The following is a 15,376-nucleotide window of genomic DNA, read 5'->3' on the forward strand; positions in this document are numbered from 1 at the left end:
ACGGTCGATATGACGATAATGCTCGTCATATCGACGAAAACATCCGTCCTTTCGACGATCTTGCGCTAGATTCTGACAACAGCGCTCCCTAGAATCGATGCACGGTTTCCGTGTGCGTTGTCCGCCGAAAAGGCGCGTGGACATTGGGGCGAGACGCCCTCGCAGGAAACCCGTCTGCTTCGTCCACCATCACTTCCAAGGGAAAAATCATGAAGAAGATCGCCTTGCTTGGCGCGGGCCATATCGGCCAGACCATTGCCCGGTTGTTGACCGACACCGGCGATTATCGCGTGAGCGTTTTCGACCGCAGCGCACAGGCGCTGAGCCACGTCCGAGAGCATGCCGCCGAGGTATTCGAGCTGAGCGAGAGCGACACGGGCACCCTGCGCAAGGCGATTGCCGGTCACGACGCGGTGATCAACGCGTTGCCGTACACCATGGCCACGAGCGCCGCGGCTGCGGCCGTCGCGGCGGGCTGTCATTACTTCGATCTGACGGAAGACGTTGCCGCCACGCAGGCCATTGCGCAACTGGCCGAAGGCGCGACGACGGCGCTGATGCCGCAGTGCGGTCTGGCCCCGGGCTTCATCTCGATTGCCGCGCATCATCTTGCCGCAGACTTCGAGCGCATCGACTCGGTCAAGATGCGCGTGGGCGCGCTCCCGGCCTTCCCGACCAACTCCCTCAAGTACAACCTGACGTGGAGCGTCGACGGCCTCATCAACGAATACTGTCAGCCGTGCGAGGCTATTCGCGACGGCGAGCGACTCAGCGTGCAACCGCTGGAAGGTCTGGAGCATTTCTCGCTGGACGGCGTCGAGTACGAGGCGTTCAACACGTCGGGCGGTCTCGGCACGCTCTGCGAGACATTGGCCGGACGCGTGTCCGATCTCGATTACAAATCGGTTCGCTACCCTGGGCACGGCGCGCTTATGAAGGTGCTGCTCGGAGAACTCCGGCTCAAGGACGACCAAGCCACCCTCAAGGGATTGCTCAAGCGTGCAGTGCCAAGCACGTCGCAGGATGTGGTGCTGGTCTTCGTCGTCGTGAGCGGAATGCGTGATGGCGTGCTGACGCAGGAAGTCTTCGCGCGCAAGATCTTTGCCGAGCGCAACAACGGACAAAGCGCCAGCGCGATTCAGATCACGACAGCGTCGGCCGTGTGCGCGGCCGTCGATCTCTTCTTTGCCGGAGAGCTCCCGCAACACGGATTCATTCGTCAGGAACAGATCGGGTTGCCCGGCTTCCTCGCCAACCGCTTTGGCAATGCGTACATGCACTCGACCAATATCGAGTCGCTGTCGTAACGCAACCAGACTTCACCGAATGCAGTGATCCGGCGATGGCGTGCTGTGCACGGCATCGTCATCGCCTCCGTCAATGCCTCCGTCAACGCACCGGCACGCGGCTCGACGCTTTGACTTCCTTGAGCGAGAGCGTCGAATGTATGCCGGTCACGCCCGGCAGCATTTTCAATACGGTATCGACGAAGACCCCATACGCGTCGAGATCCTCGCTCACCACCATCAGCATGTAGTCGGCTTGCCCCGTCACCTTGTGACACGACAGCACTTCCGGGCATTGCCGAATCGCCGTTTCGAACTGCGCGGGCGCGTCCTGATCGGTATGGATGTCGAAATCGATCTGCACGAAGCCCAGCAGTCCGAACCCCATGCGCCGCCGGTCCAGCGTGGCCTGGAAACCGGTGATGAATCCCTCCTCCTCAAGTTTTTTCAGCCGCCGCCAGCAGGGCGTGACGCTCAGCGCCAGCGACTCCGCCAACTGTGCCGTCGACACACTGCCGTCCTCCTGCAATTTTTGAAGAATCTGCCTGTCTGTGGCATCCAGATCGGAATAGAGTCGATTGCTCTTCATTTGCTGTCTCTTTGAGTCGTTTTTTACAAAAAATCTAAGCCAGACAAAAAGAAAAGGCAAAGCAATTTCAAGTCCGAATCCACATACTTGCCTCTTGTCCGAACCCTTCAAGCGGCACGCATGCTGACCATTTATAGCGACTTGCACTTCTCTCACCGGGGCACCGAATGGGTCAACGGTGAACGGCATCCGAGCGTGGAATCCCCCGCGCGGGCGACCCACGTCCTGTCCGCGGTTCGTGCCGCAGCGCTGGGCGACTGCCGCGTTGCCGAACCCTATCCGATCACCGATTACATGAGCGTGCATAGCGAGCGCTACGTCCGGTTTCTGGAAAGCGTCTGGCGAGTCTGGAGCGACGCGGGACAAACGCACCACGCATTGCCCCTCGTCTGGCCGACGCGCACCATCACGAACGATCGCGAACCGGAGCACGTCGAGGGCAAGCTGGGGTTCTACGCCGGCGACGCATTCGCCGCGATTACCGCCGGCACATGGGAAGCGGCACGCGCGAGCGCCGATGTCGCGCTCAGCGCAATGCAGGTGGTCGCGCGAGGCGCGTCGAGCGCATTCGCGTTGTGCAGACCGCCGGGGCATCACGCCGCACGCGAAACGATGGGGGGCTACTGCTACCTCAACAATGCCGCGCTGGCCGCGCAGGGCTTTCTCGACAGAGGGGCGTCGCGTGTGGCGATCCTCGACATCGACTATCACCACGGCAACGGCACGCAGAGCATCTTCGAAGCGCGCGACGATGTGCTCTTCGTCTCGCTGCACGGCGACACCCACCGGACGTATCCGTACTTCTGCGGCCACGCCGACGAGCGCGGCACCGGCGAGGGCCTCGGTTACACGATGAACCTGCCGCTGCCGCATGGCACTGGCTGGCACGGATATCGCGATGCGCTGGTACATGCCTGCGATCGCATTGCCGAGTACTCGCCGGACGCGATTGTGATCTCGCTCGGCGTAGACACGTTCAAGGACGATCCCATCAGCCGGTTCGCCATCGAAAGCGACGAGTACCTCCAGATCGGGCACCAGATAGCGAAGCTCGCACGCCCGACGCTGTTCGTCATGGAAGGCGGATATTGCGTCGACGATATCGGCATCAACGTCAGCAACACGCTGATCGGATTCAAGAATGGTTAGTTGACACAGCCGCTTCATCGTCCGTCGTTCGGGCGATAACCCCCGGAAATCGGACTTGGCACACCGCGCTCGGGAGGCGGCCGGGGTGCGCTCACGCCTGCGTTTCGGAAACCGAGAACGTCGAGTCGAAGACGTCGTGTTGCAGCAAGGTCAGACGAGATTCGCCAGCCGTTTTCCGGCGATCGAAGTGTGGCCCGATTTCGAGATTTGATGTCTCCATTCGCGGAGCAATCAAAAAAACCGACTCCTAAGATCGGCTTCGGAATGTTGCGCAGCAAAGCAAAAAAGCAACGTTCCACCCACAGCACTCTCGAAAGGTGTCCGGCGTCAGGCTGCCCATGCGACATGCGTACAGGCAACGCGAGAGTCAGTTCACTCAACGACAGAGAAGAGACAAAAATGAAATATCCACTTGGCCGTCTGAGCGCAGTCCTCGCAGCGCTCGCCGTCACCACGTCCGTTGCACACGCGCAGTCGAACGTGACGTTATACGGGATCGTCGACCTTGGCATCGAAGCGCTTACCAACGTGCCGGGAACCAATGGGGAGAAGACGACGCTGGTGCGTCAGACGTCCGGCAACATGGCCGGCTCACGCTGGGGTCTGCGCGGCACGGAAGATCTCGGCGGCGGCTTGCAGGCGCTGTTCGTCCTTGAGAATGGCTTCAGCGCGAACAGCGGCGTGACAGGGCAGAGTGGCCGCGAGTTCGGTCGAAAGGCGTTCGTCGGACTGAAGGGCGACTTCGGAACCGTGATGCTCGGGCGTCAGCAGAATCTGCTTTACGACATCTCGATTCGCTACGACCCGATGTTCTATGCAGCGTCCTATTCGGCGTATGCACACGACCCGTATCTCGCCGCGCGCACCGACAACACGATCAAGTACACGGGCAGTTTCGGCGGTCTGACGTTCTCGACGATGTACAGCAGCGGGTACGACTCCACCATCCCGAACGGGGCGCAGGTGCCGGGTCACACCAAGGTGGGGCGCGACATGGGTGCCGGTGTCATGTACCAGAACGGTTCGCTCGACGTGGGCCTCGTGTACGACCAGCGCCAGGGATCTTCGATCGACTCGGCGGACGACACGGCGCGCCGCGTCATCGTCGGCGTCGCCTACAAGTTCACGAACACCGATGTCTTCGGGGCGTATCGCTATCTGCAGCAGACTGTGGGCGCTACGCAAAGCCACGCCCATTTGTATTGGCTCGGGGTCACACAGCACTTCTCGCCTGCGTTCACGGTGTCCGGCGCGGTGTACCACACCGACGTGGTCGGATCGGGCCAGGACCCGACGTCGTTTGTGCTGGCGCTCGACTACTACCTGTCCAAGCGAACGGATCTCTACTGGAATCTCTCCTACGCGCTCAACCGTAACGGCTCGAACCTGGGCGTCGACGGGATGGGCGTGAATGTCATCGCCGGCCAGAACCAGTTCGGTACGGTGGCCGGCATTCGTCATCGCTTTTGAAGAGGCGGCGTGCGCGATCAGTTCCTGATGGCGCGCACGCCAGAAGCATGAGCGACGCCACCCAGATACTCCTTGGGCGTGCGTCCCATGGCCGTGCGGAACATCGAGGTAAATGCGCTCGGGCTTTCATAGCCGAGATCGAGTGCGATGGTGGTGACGGCGTCTCCTGCGGCCAGACGCGAGAGCGCCACCATCAGGCGAAGTTGCTGGCGCCACGACGAGAACGTGATGCCGGTCTCGGTGCGAAACAGCCGCGTCAGCGTGCGTCGGCCGACCGCGCCGATGCGCGCCCAGTCGTCGAGATCGCCGGCGTTGCCGGGGTCTGCCAAAAGCAGACGGCAGATTCTCAGCAGGCGGGGATCGCGAGGCATCGGCAGGTGCAGCGCAAGGGTGGGGGCGCTGGCGATTTCATCGACGATCAACGCCATCACGCGCCCGTCTCGGCCATGTTCTTCGTAGAGCAGCGGAATGTCCATGGCCTCGGCAATGAGGCTGCGCAGCAACGCGGAGACTTCGATGATGCAGCAGTCTGCGGGCAGGTTCGGTGACGCGCTGGGCTCGATGTAGAGGGAGCACGCGAGGATGGCCTGGCCGCGTCCGTTGCAGTTGTGCGTGACACCGGCGGGAATCCAGGCGGCGCGATGCGGTGGCACAAGCCACGTGCCGGTGGCCGTCTCGATGGTGTACACGCCCTCGATCGCGAAGAGCAGTTGTGCGCGGCGATGCGAATGGGGCGGATCCGCATCGAGCAGCGTGGGGTCGGTGAAGTCGGACACCATGACGGTGACGGGTCGGGGAAGGTCCTGATAGTCGACGGAACAAGTGCTTCTTTGCATTGGATGTTGGCCCGATTTCGCGAGTGGATGTCCCTTCGCACACAGCATGGTGATTTTTGGAACTCTAGAATTTTTTCGGTTCGTTGTCATCGGCAGGACATTTATGTACCGGCCTTGTCCACCACATTAGCAACCTGAACCACGAAATGAATAAAGAGATACACCTATCCCGCGCCGATGACGTCGCATCGCCGATCGATCCGGACATGACTCGCTTCATGGCGCTGCAGAGCGAAGACGGCGCGCCGTTTGCGCGCTGGGATCTGGGTACGCCCGAGCAGGCGCGGGACGCCTTCGAAGTGGTGCGCCGCCGCTGGACCAGCGGTGGCCCCGTCATGCACGACACGGTCGAGCGTCAGGTGCCGACCCGGCATGGCGACGTTCGTATCCGCGTGTATTACCCGAGCGCACAGCGCGCGATGCCCGCGTTGATTTACCTGCATGGCGGGGGTTTCGTGGTTTTCAGTCTCGACACCCACGACCGCGTGATGCGCGAATACGCCGCGCGTGCCGGTGTGGCCGTGGTGGGCATCGACTATTCGCGTGCGCCGGAAGCGCGTTTTCCCCGCGCGCTGGAAGAGATCGTCGACGTGACGCGCTGGTTGCACCGTCACGCGGATTCGCTCGGACTCGACGCTGGCGCGCTGCTCATCGGCGGCGATTCGGCGGGGGCCAATCTGTCGCTGGGCACGGCGTTGCAACTGCGCGATGCCGATGAAGCCCTGCTGCGCGGCATGCTGTTCAACTACGGCGCGTTCGACATGATTCCGTGGCGCGATTCGTTCGCGCGCTTCGGCGGCGGCGAATACTCGTTGTCGTCGCACGACATGGTGTGCTTCGTGAATCGCTACATCAATCATCGCGACGAACTCGACGATCCGCGCCTGCGCCCCATCGTCGCCGATCTCACGGACCTGCCGCCCGCCTGCTTTGCCATCGCCGAACTCGATCCGCTCTACGACGAGAACATCGAGATGGCCGAGCGCCTGCGCCGCGCGGGTATCGGTGTGAGCGCCACCGTATACCCCGGCACGATCCATAGCTTCCTCGAAGCCGTCTCCATCGCGAGCGTCAGCGACAGGGCGTTCGCCGAGCAGGCCGACTGGATTCGCGATCTGCTTGGCCGTCGCTGAACCGCACCAGATTTCCATCGATACGTATTCACAGGATTCCCCATGTACCGTCCCGCGCCCTACCAGGAGAACGCCCCCGACACGCTGCGCACACTCATGCGCCGCTGGCCGTTCGCCGCCCTCGTCACCTTCGGCCCCGGCGGGCTGACGGCGACCCATTTGCCATTTCTCATCGATGTCGACGCACAGGGCGAGACCGTGCTCACCACGCATCTGTCGCGCCTCAATCCGCAGTACGACGACCTGAAGCAAGGCAGCACGGCGATGGTGATCTTTCAGGGGCCGAGTGCCTATGTCTCACCGAGCTGGTATGACGAAAAACGCACGTTTCCCACCTGGAACTATGCGGCGATTCATGCGTACGGCGATGTCGACGTGGTCGACGACCCCGACGGCATCAAGCACATTCTCGATCGCGTCGTTGAAACGTTCGACGCGCCGGTGGCGGGAGAGTGGTCGTTTGCCGGCATTCCCACCGGGATGACCGCGCTACGCCTGCCGAAAATCGCGGGGGTGGTGCTCAAGGTGTCGCGCCTCGAAGGGGCGCTCAAGCTCAATCAGGATCACAGCGCGGCAGACCGTCACGGCGTGATTGCCGCGCTGGAGTCGCGTGGCGATGCGGGGGGACGCGAGATCGCGGCGCTGATGCGCGAAACGCTGTCCGCAGAGGAATCCATGCCGGACGGCGCCGCGCGTGCGTGATTTTTTTCCGATTTTTGGCGCCAATATTAGCCGCAATAACATGTCGGCTCGTGCGACGGCCCGGACGCCGGAAACGTCCGTGGCCCTCGCCTGAACTCATGGGAGATTAGACAGACGATGTCCACATTCCAGCAGTTTCCGTTCGTTTCCGTGAACGGTCGTCCCTATGAACGCGGCGTACAGTACGGCCGCGCGGCAGTCGGTCGCGTGCGTGCGAGTGCCGCGATGTACGGTCAGACGCTTCACGCGCTCGGCTACAGCGCATCGGCGCGTGCCGCGCTCATCGGGCACTTCGAGACGATGATCGGCGAACTCGACGCCTCCTATCTGGAGGAGATGCGCGGGATTGCCGACGGCGCCGACGTGCCGTTCGCCGACATCGTGATGATCAATGCCCGCACCGAGGTGCTCGCCAAGGCGCGTGCCGATAAGGCGGAGGCAGAAGGTGAAGCCCTGCTCGACGGATGCACGGGTGCGCTTGTCTTGCCTGAGCGCTCCGCCACCGGCAACCTGCTGCATGCGCAGAACTGGGATTGGCGCGCCGATTGTGTCGAGACGGGCATCGTGCTGCGCGTGCAACGCGACGACGGCCCCGACTTCCTCACCTTCGTCGAGGCGGGCGGTCTCGCGCGCAGCGGCATGAACAGTGCAGGCGTGTCCATCACGGCCAACTATCTCGAATCCGATCGCGACTTCAAACAACTCGGCGTGCCGCTCGCGATCCTGCGTCGCAAGGTGCTCGACCAGCCGGTGTTCGCCAACGCGCTCAAGGCCGTGGCCACCACGCCGAAGTCGTGCTCGAACAACATCATGCTGGGCATGGCCGAAGGCTTCGCCATCGATTTCGAGTGCACGACGAACGAAGCGTTTCCGCTGTATCCCGGCGCCGACAACCTGATCGTGCATGCGAATCACTGGGTCAGCCCGGTCGCGCGCGCGAAGCTCGTCGATACCGGTTGCGAGAACTCCGCCGACAGTTACTACCGCGACTGGCGCGTGCACAAGCTGCTGAACCAGCACGAAACGATTTCTCGCGACGATCTCAAACAGGCGCTGTTCGACGACTTCGGCACGCCGTTCTCCGTTTGCCGTCCGCCGCGCGAAGGTGTGCGTCACTCGATCACCGCCACGGTGGCGATGGTCGTCATGGAGCCGGCGCTCGGCGAAATGGACGTTGCACCGATGCCAGCCCTCAACCGGCGCTTCACGCGCTATCGCCTCAAGGGCGATCCCGTCCTGCTCGACGCGCCATCCGTCTGAACGCCTTCGAGCCCGCGCCATTCCGATTTCATTTTTCGACTGACCAAGACCATGACCACCACCCCACGAGACAACAACGGCCTAAGTACCGAAGCCCGCACCCGCAATCTCTACGACCTGGGTTCGACCACCGTCTTCGCACATGCCGGCGATCCTCGCTTCTCCTACGCGCTGTATGTGCCGCGCTCCATTGCGCAACCGGGACACCGCGTGGAGCTTTTGGTGGCCGTTCACGGCACCGGACGCCAGTTCACGATGTATCGCGACGCCTTCGCCGAGTTCGGCCGCTGGCAGGACTGCCTGATCCTCTGCCCGCTGTTCCCGGTCGGGGTGCGTGGCGATGGCAATCCGGGCGGGTTCAAGCATCTTGTCGAGGCCGATATCCGCTACGACAAGCTGATTCTCGACATGGTCGAAGAGGTCGGACGCAAGTACGAAACCCGCTTCGACCAGTTCGCGCTGTTCGGCTATTCGGGTGGCGGCCAGTTCGTCAATCGCTTCGGTTATCTGCATCCCGAGCGGTTGTGGGCGCTGTCCATCGGCGCCCCCGGCTCGGTCACGCTGCTCGACCCGCAGCAAAACTGGTGGGTCGGCATTGGCGATATGCAGACGAAGTTCGGCAAGGCGCTCGATCTCGACGCACTGCGTCGCGTGCCGGTTCACATGGTCGTCGGCAAAGCCGACACCGAAACGTGGGAGATCACGCACCGCGAGGGGGGGCCGCACTTCATGCCGGGCGCCAATTCGGCAGGGGCAAACCGACAGGACCGGCTGGCGTCGCTGCGCGATTCGTTCGTGCGTGCCGGTGTCAATGTCACGTTCGACGTGCTGGACAACGTGCCGCACAACGGATTGATGGCGGTGCCGGCAGTGCAGGATTTCCTCGCTGACGTTCTGCGCAAGAAGCGCGCGGCTGCCTGACGTAACAGTGTCAACGGTGCCGTATCGCGCGCATTCCGATACAGGAACGCGCGCCGCACGGCGAACGGTCTGCCGTTCACTCTTGGGAGCGCGAACATGCTTCGTTTTCTTTTGTCCCGGATTCTTGCCGCGACACCCACGCTGCTGATCGTCACGGTGTCGGTCTTCGTGATGATCCGGCTGGTGCCGGGCGATCCGGCGCAGTTGTTGCTCGGCGATCTGGCCGACCCTGTCTCGCTCGCGGCCATGCGCGCAAAGATGGGTCTCGACCAGCCGTGGACGACGCAATTCTGGATCTGGTTTTCTAGCGCACTGCATGGGGACCTCGGCACGTCGATTACGACCGGCGAACCCGTGAGTCACCTGGTCTGGTCGCGTTTTCTGACCAGCGCGCAAGTCGTGCTCTGCGCGGTGTTGTTCGCGGCGCTCGTCTCGGTGCCCGCGGGCATGATCGCGGCCTGGAAGCAGAACAAGTGGCCCGATCTGCTGCTGGTGGGCAGCGCCACGCTGCTCGTATCGATGCCTGCGTTCTGGCTCGGTCTGCTCATCCTCCTGTTCTTCGGTCTGAAGCTCCAGTGGCTGCCGGTGGTGGGCTACGTCTCGATCGCCGACGACTGGCGAGGCGGATTGCTGTATCTCGTCATGCCGATTCTCACGCTGTTCCTGCACGAGATCGGCGTGCTGATCCGCATGGCACGCGCCAGCACGCTCGACGTGCTGCGTCTCGACTACGTCACGCACGCGCGCGCCAAGGGTTTGTCGGAGCGGGCGGTGCTCACGCACCACGTGTTTCGCAACGCCTTCGGGCCCACCTGGACGCTGATCGGGCTCGTGCTCGGCAACCTGCTCGGCGGCATTGCGGTCGTCGAGACGGTGTTCACGATACCGGGGCTGGGCAGATTGCTCGTCGATTCGATTTTTGCGCGCGACTACCCCGTCATTCAGGGTTGTCTGCTGTGTGTCGCAACGGCCTACGTGCTGGTGAATCTCGTGATTGATCTGTGTTATCCGATTTTTGATCCCAGGGTGACGGTGCAATGAGACATCGACTTTTCTCCAATGCTGCGATTGGCATTGCGCTGCTCGCATTTCTGCTCGGTTGTGCTGTGCTCGGGGCCATATGGACACCGTTCGATCCGCTGCGCATTCAGTTCGGCCTGCGCCTGCATCCGCCGGGCGGCGTCAACTGGCTCGGCACCGACGAATTCGGCCGCGATGAACTCTCGCGATTGCTCAGCGGCGCGACGACGAGCTTCTGGATCTCGGCACTGACGGTCGCCTGCGCCATCGTCATGGGCAGCACCATCGGGCTGCTCGCCGGCTTCACGCGGGGCTGGACCGACACCATCATCATGATGTTCAACAACGCCATGCTGGCGTTTCCTGGCCTGCTGCTCGCGCTGGGCTTGCTGACCATCGTCGGACCGAATCAGTACGGCATCGTGCTCGCACTGAGCCTGGCCTACACGCCATCGGTCACGCGTGTGGTGCGGGGTGCGGTGCTCTCGTTGCGAGAGCGTGAGTTCGTCGAGTCGTCGCGGGTGCTTGGCAATTCCGATCTGTACACGATGTTTCGTCACGTGCTCCCGAACTGCATCGCACCGATTACCGTGCTCGCCACGTCGATGTTCGGGTGGGTCATCCTCGCCGAGAGCGCGCTGTCGTTCCTCGGTCTCGGGGTGCCGCCGCCGGCGCCGACCTGGGGCAACATGCTCGCCTCGGCGCGTCCGTTCATTTCGCAGGCGAGCTATCTGTCGATCTTCCCCGGCGTGTGCATCGCGCTCACGTTGCTTGCCATCAACCTCACTGGCGATGCGGTGCGCGACCGTCTCGATCCGCGCATGCGAGGGATGAAATGAGTCTGATCCTTTCCGAATATTCGACACTCGTCGACACGCAGTCCGCAGCGTCGACCGAATCTGCTTCGCTGGCACAGCGCGGCGACCTGGCCAAACCGATTCTCAGCGTTGACGATCTGACGCTCACCATCGGGGCCAGTGGCCGCGAGATCGTCTCCGGCGTTTCCTTCGACGTTGCGCCGGGAGAGATCGTTGGTGTCGTTGGCGAATCCGGTAGTGGCAAGACGCAGGCGGCGCGCGCCATTCTGCGTCTGAACCCGGAGCCGGTAGTGCGCTCGGCCGGACGTATCGTGTTCGCCGGCGAAGATATGACGCGTGTGGACGTCAAGCGCTTGCGGGAGTTGCGCGGCGGCAGCATCGGCATGGTCTTTCAAGAGCCGATGACGTCGCTCAATCCGTCGATGACGGTCGGGCGGCAACTGGGGGAGGCGCTTCGACTGCATCGCCGCTCATGGTCGGGCGCGGAGCGTCGCGAGCGCATTCTCGACATGCTGCATCGCATTGGCATGCGAGACCCGAGGCGCGCACTGGATGCCTGGCCGCATGAGTTCTCGGGCGGCATGCGTCAGCGCATCATGCTCGCGTCGGTCATGTTGCTGGCACCCGCGTTGCTGATTGCGGACGAGCCCACCACCGCACTCGATGCCCTCGTGCAGCGCGACGTCCTTGAACTGCTCGTCTCGCTCACAAGAGAGCAGGGGACTGCGGTGCTGATGATCAGCCACGACTTGCCGATGGTCGCCCGCTATACCGAGCGCATGGTCGTCATGGAGCGCGGCAAGGTCGTGGAGCAGGGCGACACGGCGCAGGTGCTGGCGGCACCGCGCGAGGCCTATACGCGCCGTTTGCTCATGGCCATGCCACACCGCTTGCCCGCGCGAGCGCCCGTGACCCTCGCGCCGGTCGTCGACGTGCGCCATCTGCGAGTGGACTACGCCGGCCGGCGACGCCTCTTCGGCACCACACAGGGCACGCGGGCGCTGCATGACGTCTGCGTGCAGGTGCGTCCCGGCGAGGTCGTGGCGGTGGTGGGGGCGTCGGGCTCGGGAAAGACGACGCTCGGGCGCGCGATTGCCGGATTGCTCAAGCCGACGGGCGGTGAAATCCTCTTCAACGGACGCGCCATCCATCGCTCCGATGACGCATGGCGCGACTATCGGTTGAATTGTCAGATGGTGTTCCAGGATCCGAGCGCCTCGCTCAATCCACGCATGACGGTCGCGCAACTCGTCGGCGAAGGACTTCGACATGTGCCTGGCTTGTCGCGCGCCGAGGTGCAGGCTCGTGTCGACGAAGTTCTCGACGAGGTCGGGCTGGAGCCTGCCTATGGCACGCGGCTGCCCCACGAACTCTCGGGCGGGCAACGGCAGCGTGTGGCCATTGCGCGGGCGATCGTCAGACGACCGTCTTTCGTCATCGCTGACGAGCCGGTGTCGGCGCTCGACGTCACCGTGCGCGCACAGGTGCTGGAGGTCTTCGCGAAACTCCAGCGCAGCCACGGCTTCTCGTGTCTGTTCATCAGTCACGATCTCGGGGTGGTGGAGCAACTGGCGGATCGCGTCATCGTGATGCGTGACGGCGCGATTGTGGAAGCGGGGACGCGAGACGACGTGTTCGATTCGCCGCGACACGAATACACCCGCGAGTTGCTGCGCGCGATTCCGATGCTCACGCCGAGCGATCAGGGCGGTGTGATGCTTCGGCAGCGCACGGTCGCCACGCAGACGGAGTGACGATGAGTGCAACCGCACCGCAGAACCTCGTCGATCGCATTGTGAGCGACATCCAGTCGGGCAAGCTCGTGCCCGGCAGTTGGCTCAAGCAGATCGATTTGCAGGCGCGTTATGAGGTGACTCGTCCGGAGGTCAGGCGGGCACTCGACCAGCTCACGCGCATGCGCGTCACGGCGCATGTGCCGAACTGCGGCTATCACATCCAGTCGATGGATACGCAGCGGCTCCACGACATCCGCGAGATTCGCGTGATGCTGGAAGTCGGTGCGGCCGCGGATCTGATCGGGAACATCAAGCCGTCGCAGATTGCGAGGTTGCGCACGCTGGCCAAGCGCTTTCATGCGCTGACGTTCGACGGCACCGTGCTCGACCTGCATCCGGTGAATGCCGAATTTCACAGCTTGCTTTACTCGGCTTGCCGTAACACCGAGCTACCCAACCTGATTCACGAGATGCGCACGCGCATGCCGTCCGGGATGGCGACGCAAACGCGTACGCGTGCTCGTGTCGAGGCATCCTCGCTTGAACACTTCGCCATCGTCGACGCGCTCGAAGCTCGCGACCTGAAGGCGCTCCAGCGTGTCATCGCCGCGCATGTGCGGCAACCGGCAACGTCTGGCAAGCCACGCCATCACGCAACACCCCGCTGATTCCGGAGAAAAAAATGAGAGATCGTTTGTTGTTTGCCTGGCTGGCTTCGCACAAATTGCCGCGCGTCGGTGCTGCGGCGCTGCTGCTGTTTGCGGGTGCGCCGGGGGCTTTGAGTGCCGTCTCCGCGCAGACGCTCAACGTGGCGCTCGCGGCGGATATCCGCTCCACCGACCCCGGCGTCAATCGCGACGATATGACCGACGCGGTCGTACTGCATGTCGTCGAAGGGCTGGTTGGTTATCGCGAGAACGGCACCGTCGCGCCCTTGCTCGCGGAGTCGGTGCAGACCTCGAAAGACGGCCTGACGTACACGTTCAAGCTGCGTCGCGACGTGCACTTTCACAACGGCAACAAGATGACGTCTGCCGACGTGCTGTGGAGCTGGCAGCGCTACATGAATCCGAAAACGGGTTGGGCGTGTCTGGACGAGTTCGACGGCCGCAAGGGGCTGAAGGTCACCAAGGTGAGCGCGCCGGACGCCGCCACGGTGGTCATGCAGCTCAACCATCCGTCGAGCCTCTTTCTCGACACGATGGCGCGCACGTACTGCGGCATGACAGCGGTGCTCGACAAGGCCTCCGTGAAGGCGGACGGCACGTGGGACAAGCCCATCGGCACGGGACCGTTCAAGCTGACGGAGTGGAAGCGCGGCGAGTCCGTGCTGCTGTCGGCGTACGCCGGTTACAAGTCGCCGCCGGGCAACCGGCCTGACGGGTATGTCGGCGCCAAGGCGCCGCTGGTCGATGCCGTGAAGTTCGTGATCGTGCCGGACACGTCGAGCGCCAAGGCCGGGCTGCAATCGGGCGCGTTGTCGATTGCGCGGATTGCGCCGTCGGACATCGCCGAGTTGCAGGCAGATAAGCGGCTCAAGGTGGTGGTGGGGCAGGTGGCTTCAAAGAACGCGTTGTTGTTGCAGACGCGCGACCCGGTGCTCGGGAATCAGAAACTGCGTCAGGCGATTGCGGCGTCGCTCGACGTTCCGCAGATTGCCGCGGCCATTTCGGAGGGACACAGTCCGGCGAACGCTTCGGCTGTGCCGACGTCGTCTGCCTACTACGACGGGGTGCAAAAACGCGGTTATGCGTATGACCCTGTGCGGGCGAAACGTCTGCTGCGCGAAGCTGGGTACAAGGGGCAGAAGATCACGATCTTCGCGAACAAGCGGGTGAACGTGCCGAGCTACACCATCGCGGTGCTTGCGCAGGCGATGATGCAGGCGGTCGGCATCAACGCGGTCATCGAAGTGCTGGAGTGGACGACGCAACTCGACCGGTACTACAGCGGGGCATATCAGATCAGTTCGTTCTCGTATTCGTCGCGCATCGATCCGGCGCTGAGTTACGAGCAGTTCGCGGGCGACAAGACCCGTCAGCCGCAAAAGGTCTGGGACGATCCGCAAGCGCTCTCGCTCATTGAGCAAAGCCGCGACGAGGTGAATGTGGCAAAGCGGCAGACGATGTTCGACCAACTGCACACGACCATGCTCGATCAGGTGCCGGTCATCTTCCTGAGCAACGGCGTCGACCCATGGGCCGTCGGCCAGCGCGTCGAAGGGTTCATGCCGTGGGAAGGGAAGCCAAGACTTTGGCAGACGCGGGTTGGGAAGTGAGTAGGGAGCTTCGCTGCGGTGCCGCCGCCCAGATGGAGGTCTGGGGGCGGTGTCCGATCGACGGTTCGACGACACCCGCGTAGTTCCCGCTAGCATTGCCGCGCGAGTAACTGAAACTGCCGGATGCGCCCCCCATGCTGAGGTTCAGCCCACCACCCATGCTTTCCTGATGCGCGGA

General features: G+C 63.1%; 14 protein-coding genes. 12 read left to right on the forward strand and 2 right to left on the reverse strand.

Features of this window, described 5'->3' with window-relative positions; genetic code table 11:
- The first annotated feature begins 209 nt into the window (after positions 1–209).
- Entirely contained in the window at positions 210–1,307 is a 1,098-nt protein-coding gene (locus ACIPHM_RS17785; protein ID WP_400330795.1) for a saccharopine dehydrogenase family protein, read from the forward strand.
- Between the two features lie 82 nt (positions 1,308–1,389).
- Here ACIPHM_RS17785 and ACIPHM_RS17790 read toward each other — a convergent pair whose 3' ends face one another.
- Positions 1,390–1,875 (reverse strand): Lrp/AsnC family transcriptional regulator, encoded by a 486-nt coding sequence (locus tag ACIPHM_RS17790; RefSeq protein WP_400330798.1) that lies wholly within the window; start codon positions 1,873–1,875, stop codon positions 1,390–1,392.
- A 120-nt stretch (positions 1,876–1,995) separates the two neighbouring features.
- On the opposite strand from ACIPHM_RS17790, the gene ACIPHM_RS17795 reads away from it, so the two are divergent.
- Positions 1,996–3,024 carry a histone deacetylase family protein gene (locus ACIPHM_RS17795; RefSeq protein WP_400330801.1) on the forward strand — a complete coding sequence of 343 codons (1,029 nt, stop codon included), beginning with the start codon at positions 1,996–1,998 and terminating at the stop codon, positions 3,022–3,024.
- 399 nt (positions 3,025–3,423) lie between these two features.
- A complete protein-coding gene (locus tag ACIPHM_RS17800; RefSeq protein WP_400330900.1) occupies positions 3,424–4,494 on the forward strand; it encodes a porin in 1,071 nt (356 codons plus the stop codon).
- 17 nt (positions 4,495–4,511) lie between these two features.
- Here the strand turns inward: ACIPHM_RS17800 and ACIPHM_RS17805 are convergent, their stop codons facing one another.
- Positions 4,512–5,330 carry an AraC family transcriptional regulator gene (locus tag ACIPHM_RS17805; protein WP_400330804.1) on the reverse strand — a complete coding sequence of 273 codons (819 nt, stop codon included), beginning with the start codon at positions 5,328–5,330 and terminating at the stop codon, positions 4,512–4,514.
- 146 nt (positions 5,331–5,476) lie between these two features.
- Here ACIPHM_RS17805 and ACIPHM_RS17810 point away from each other — a divergent pair, with 146 nt between their 5' ends.
- The 9 genes from ACIPHM_RS17810 (at position 5,477) to ACIPHM_RS17850 (ending at position 15,198) form a co-directional block, all read left to right on the forward strand.
- Positions 5,477–6,463 (forward strand): alpha/beta hydrolase fold domain-containing protein, encoded by a 987-nt coding sequence (locus ACIPHM_RS17810; protein ID WP_400330806.1) that lies wholly within the window; start codon positions 5,477–5,479, stop codon positions 6,461–6,463.
- Between the two features lie 42 nt (positions 6,464–6,505).
- Positions 6,506–7,165: an FMN-binding negative transcriptional regulator gene (locus ACIPHM_RS17815; protein WP_400330809.1), complete on the forward strand. Its 660-nt coding sequence runs from the start codon at positions 6,506–6,508 to the stop codon at positions 7,163–7,165.
- Between the two features lie 117 nt (positions 7,166–7,282).
- Positions 7,283–8,425 (forward strand): C45 family autoproteolytic acyltransferase/hydolase, encoded by a 1,143-nt coding sequence (locus ACIPHM_RS17820; RefSeq protein WP_400330812.1) that lies wholly within the window; start codon positions 7,283–7,285, stop codon positions 8,423–8,425.
- A 51-nt stretch (positions 8,426–8,476) separates the two neighbouring features.
- On the forward strand, positions 8,477–9,346 hold the full coding sequence (locus ACIPHM_RS17825; protein WP_400330815.1) for an alpha/beta hydrolase: 870 nt from the start codon (positions 8,477–8,479) through the stop codon (positions 9,344–9,346).
- A 96-nt stretch (positions 9,347–9,442) separates the two neighbouring features.
- The gene (locus ACIPHM_RS17830) at positions 9,443–10,387 is read left to right on the forward strand and encodes an ABC transporter permease (protein ID WP_400330817.1); all 945 of its coding nucleotides are present in this window, start codon (positions 9,443–9,445) and stop codon (positions 10,385–10,387) included.
- On the forward strand, positions 10,384–11,205 hold the full coding sequence (locus ACIPHM_RS17835) for an ABC transporter permease (protein WP_400330820.1): 822 nt from the start codon (positions 10,384–10,386) through the stop codon (positions 11,203–11,205). Before ACIPHM_RS17830 ends, ACIPHM_RS17835 begins: the two co-directional genes overlap by 4 nt.
- The gene (locus ACIPHM_RS17840) at positions 11,202–12,938 is read left to right on the forward strand and encodes an ABC transporter ATP-binding protein (protein WP_400330823.1); all 1,737 of its coding nucleotides are present in this window, start codon (positions 11,202–11,204) and stop codon (positions 12,936–12,938) included. The genes ACIPHM_RS17835 and ACIPHM_RS17840 overlap by 4 nt, the downstream gene beginning before the upstream one ends.
- 2 nt (positions 12,939–12,940) lie before the next feature.
- Positions 12,941–13,588: a GntR family transcriptional regulator gene (locus tag ACIPHM_RS17845; protein ID WP_400330826.1), complete on the forward strand. Its 648-nt coding sequence runs from the start codon at positions 12,941–12,943 to the stop codon at positions 13,586–13,588.
- 14 nt (positions 13,589–13,602) lie between these two features.
- Positions 13,603–15,198: an ABC transporter substrate-binding protein gene (locus ACIPHM_RS17850; protein ID WP_400330829.1), complete on the forward strand. Its 1,596-nt coding sequence runs from the start codon at positions 13,603–13,605 to the stop codon at positions 15,196–15,198.
- Positions 15,199–15,376 lie beyond the last annotated feature (178 nt).

Source organism: Pandoraea sp. NPDC087047, from assembly GCF_044745225.1.
Taxonomy (GTDB): domain Bacteria; phylum Pseudomonadota; class Gammaproteobacteria; order Burkholderiales; family Burkholderiaceae; genus Pandoraea.

What these genes read in the sequence shown, in the direction of transcription:
- ACIPHM_RS17790 (WP_400330798.1), bottom strand. Translation starts at nt 1,875, where the DNA reads ATGAAGAGCAATCGACTCTATTCCGATCTGGATGCCACAGACAGGCAG.
- ACIPHM_RS17785 (WP_400330795.1), top strand. Translation starts at nt 210, where the DNA reads ATGAAGAAGATCGCCTTGCTTGGCGCGGGCCATATCGGCCAGACCATT.
- ACIPHM_RS17800 (WP_400330900.1), top strand. Translation starts at nt 3,424, where the DNA reads ATGAAATATCCACTTGGCCGTCTGAGCGCAGTCCTCGCAGCGCTCGCC.
- ACIPHM_RS17820 (WP_400330812.1), top strand. Translation starts at nt 7,283, where the DNA reads ATGTCCACATTCCAGCAGTTTCCGTTCGTTTCCGTGAACGGTCGTCCC.
- ACIPHM_RS17810 (WP_400330806.1), top strand. Translation starts at nt 5,477, where the DNA reads ATGAATAAAGAGATACACCTATCCCGCGCCGATGACGTCGCATCGCCG.
- ACIPHM_RS17805 (WP_400330804.1), bottom strand. Translation starts at nt 5,330, where the DNA reads ATGCAAAGAAGCACTTGTTCCGTCGACTATCAGGACCTTCCCCGACCC.
- ACIPHM_RS17825 (WP_400330815.1), top strand. Translation starts at nt 8,477, where the DNA reads ATGACCACCACCCCACGAGACAACAACGGCCTAAGTACCGAAGCCCGC.
- ACIPHM_RS17835 (WP_400330820.1), top strand. Translation starts at nt 10,384, where the DNA reads ATGAGACATCGACTTTTCTCCAATGCTGCGATTGGCATTGCGCTGCTC.
- ACIPHM_RS17850 (WP_400330829.1), top strand. Translation starts at nt 13,603, where the DNA reads ATGAGAGATCGTTTGTTGTTTGCCTGGCTGGCTTCGCACAAATTGCCG.
- ACIPHM_RS17840 (WP_400330823.1), top strand. Translation starts at nt 11,202, where the DNA reads ATGAGTCTGATCCTTTCCGAATATTCGACACTCGTCGACACGCAGTCC.
- ACIPHM_RS17845 (WP_400330826.1), top strand. Translation starts at nt 12,941, where the DNA reads ATGAGTGCAACCGCACCGCAGAACCTCGTCGATCGCATTGTGAGCGAC.
- ACIPHM_RS17795 (WP_400330801.1), top strand. Translation starts at nt 1,996, where the DNA reads ATGCTGACCATTTATAGCGACTTGCACTTCTCTCACCGGGGCACCGAA.
- ACIPHM_RS17815 (WP_400330809.1), top strand. Translation starts at nt 6,506, where the DNA reads ATGTACCGTCCCGCGCCCTACCAGGAGAACGCCCCCGACACGCTGCGC.
- ACIPHM_RS17830 (WP_400330817.1), top strand. Translation starts at nt 9,443, where the DNA reads ATGCTTCGTTTTCTTTTGTCCCGGATTCTTGCCGCGACACCCACGCTG.